This is a genomic window from Paraburkholderia sp. Ac-20336 (genome assembly GCF_017105025.1).
GTDB lineage: Bacteria > Pseudomonadota > Gammaproteobacteria > Burkholderiales > Burkholderiaceae > Paraburkholderia.
In genome coordinates this window covers 1-2,381 of sequence record NZ_JAAGPS010000270.1, presented here as the reverse complement: position 1 = coordinate 2,381, position 2,381 = coordinate 1, and the positions used below count along the sequence as shown (strand labels likewise).

General features: G+C 67.0%; 2 protein-coding genes and 1 pseudogene. All 3 read left to right on the top strand.

Annotated features, from left to right (window positions below; translation table 11 throughout):
• Positions 1-94: 94 nt before the first annotated feature.
• Entirely contained in the window at positions 95-982 is an 888-nt protein-coding gene (locus GXB81_RS30895) for an amidohydrolase family protein (protein WP_205991199.1), read from the top strand.
• A gap of 27 nt (positions 983-1,009) precedes the next feature.
• Positions 1,010-2,020, top strand: coding sequence for a Gfo/Idh/MocA family oxidoreductase (locus GXB81_RS30890; RefSeq protein ID WP_167046158.1), 1,011 nt, complete (start codon positions 1,010-1,012; stop codon positions 2,018-2,020).
• Positions 2,021-2,194: 174 nt separating this feature from the next.
• Positions 2,195-2,381: pseudogene (locus GXB81_RS30885) on the top strand (MFS transporter); the annotation flags it as partial.

The window sequence follows — 2,381 nt, the reverse complement described above, 5'->3', positions numbered from 1 at the left end:
GCGCCTCGAACTGGCCTATCGCGGCGCGCGCCGCGTCGTCGAGCGCGCGGCCGCGGCGGCGGGATCGGCGCCGGCCGTCTGAGTGGAGCAGCCCATGAGCCTATTCGACGAAGACAAGATCGACTGCCATTGCCACGTGTTCGATCCGATCCGCTTTCCGTATCGCGACGACACCACGTATCGGCCCGCGCAGCAGGAAATCGGCACCACGGCGCAGTTCGTGCGCGTGATGGATGCGTATGGCGTGCGCCACGCGCTGCTGGTCGGTCCGACGAGCGGCTATCGGACCGACAACCGCTGCCTGCTCGACGCGCTCGAAACCTATCCGGCGCGCTTTCGCGGCATTGCGGTGGTCGACAACGACATCAGCCGCGGCGAGCTTGCCGCGTTGCGCCGCGCGGGCGTGGTGGGCGTTGCGTTCAATCCGGCGATGGAAGGCATCGAGCTCGTGCGCGAAGCGGGCGCGCTCTTTGGTATGCTCGCCGACCTCGGCATGGTCGCGCAGATTCAGGTCGCGGGCGACCAGATGGCCGAGCTTGGCCCTTGGCTCGCCAGCCAGCCGGCCGCGCTCGCCGTCGATCATTGCGGCCGGCCGAACAGCGTGGACGGCGTGGCTCAGGCCGGCTTCGACGCCTTGCTGCGTCTCGCCGATAGCGGCCGCGCGTGCGTGAAACTGTCGGGCTGGCAGAAGTACTCGCGTACCGCGCATCCGTACGAGGACACCCGGCCCTATGCGCAGGCGCTGTTGCGCGCGTTCGGTCCCGAGCATTGCGTGTGGGGGTCCGACTGGCCGTTCCTGCGCGCGCCGGAGCGGCTCGATTATGGTCCGCTGCTGACGCTGTTCGAGACGATCGTGCCCGATGCCGACGTGCGGCGGCAAATCCAGTGGGACACGCCGCGCCGGCTGTTCGGTTTCGACGAAGCGCATGGCGGGGAGCCTGCCTCGTCGCCGCGCGCCCGTGTCGAATCTCTTGCTTCCTAACCTGTTTCCCGGGATTTTCTGAACACCATGGACACTATCAAACCTCTGCGTTTCGGCGTGCTTGGCGCCGCAAAAATCGCGCGCTCGTTTATCGCCGGTGTCGCGTCTTCGCCGCTCATCGACGTGGTGGCGGTCGCGAGCCGCGATCTCGAGAAGGCCAGACAGTTTGCGAGCGAAGTCGGCGTGCCGCGCGCGCACGGCTCGTACGAAGCCTTGCTCGCCGATCCTGACATCGAGGCGATTTACGTGCCGCTGCCGAACACGATGCACGCCGAGTGGGTCATCAAGGCGCTCGATGCCGGCAAGCACGTGCTGTGCGAAAAGCCGATCGCGATCTCGAAGGACGAGACCGTCGCGATGTTCGAGGCCGCGCGCCGTAACGGCCGGTTTCTCGCCGAGGCCTATCCGTACCGCGCGCAGGAGCAGACGCTCGCGCTGCGCCGCCTGCTCGACGAAGGCGCGATCGGCCGCGTGCAGACCGTGTTCGCGTGCTTCGGCGTCAAGTTCAGCGATCCGGCCAATATCCGCCTCGACCCCGAGCGCGGCGGCGGCGCGTTGCTCGACGCGGGCAGCTACGCGATGAGCATGGTGCGCATGGTGGCCGGCGAAAAGCCCACGCGCGTGAACGCGGTGGCGCGCTGGTCGGACACGAAAGTGGACCTCACCGTGATCGCGAACCTCGAATTTCCGAGCGGCCTGCTCGCGCAGATCGCGTGCAGCTTCAACACGGCCTACCACCGCCACGCGCTGATCTCCGGCACCGACGGCATTCTCGAGACGACCTTCCTCAATAGCCCGCCCGATGCGGGGCTGCCCGAAATCCATCTGCGCCGCGGCGTGCCCGCGACGACGCCGCGCGAAACGATCAGCGTGGCGGGCGGCAACGGCTTCCTCGCCGAGGCGGAAAGCTATGCGCGCGCAGTTGCGCTTGGAGCCGAGCACTGGAACGGCAGCAGCGAGCAGGAATCGATCGATACGATCGCGACGCTCGAAGCGATTGCGCGCAGCATTCGTTCGGGCAACTGGGAAAACGTCTGAACGGCTGCGTTGATCGCGGCTTTTCCCGGTTCATCGTGACGTATGAAGGCAGGGCGCGCCACGCGGCGTGCCGGGTAACCGCGAGCCGAGGCGGGATGTCGCGCATCGGCTCGCGAGCATGACAGACGCAAAGACGCATCGACAACATTTGCGCTTTCCATATCGGAGACAAAGATGAAGCCTGACACAACGCTTTCTTCACCCGCGGACCTGGCGCTTGCGCCGGCACGCCGCTCGCGAGCCCGCTTCGCGATTCTCGCGCTGCTCGCGATCGGCACCGTCATCAACTACCTCGATCGCACGGTGCTCGGCATCGCCGCGCCGAGCCTGACCAAGGAACTTGGCCTGTCGGCCGGCGTGA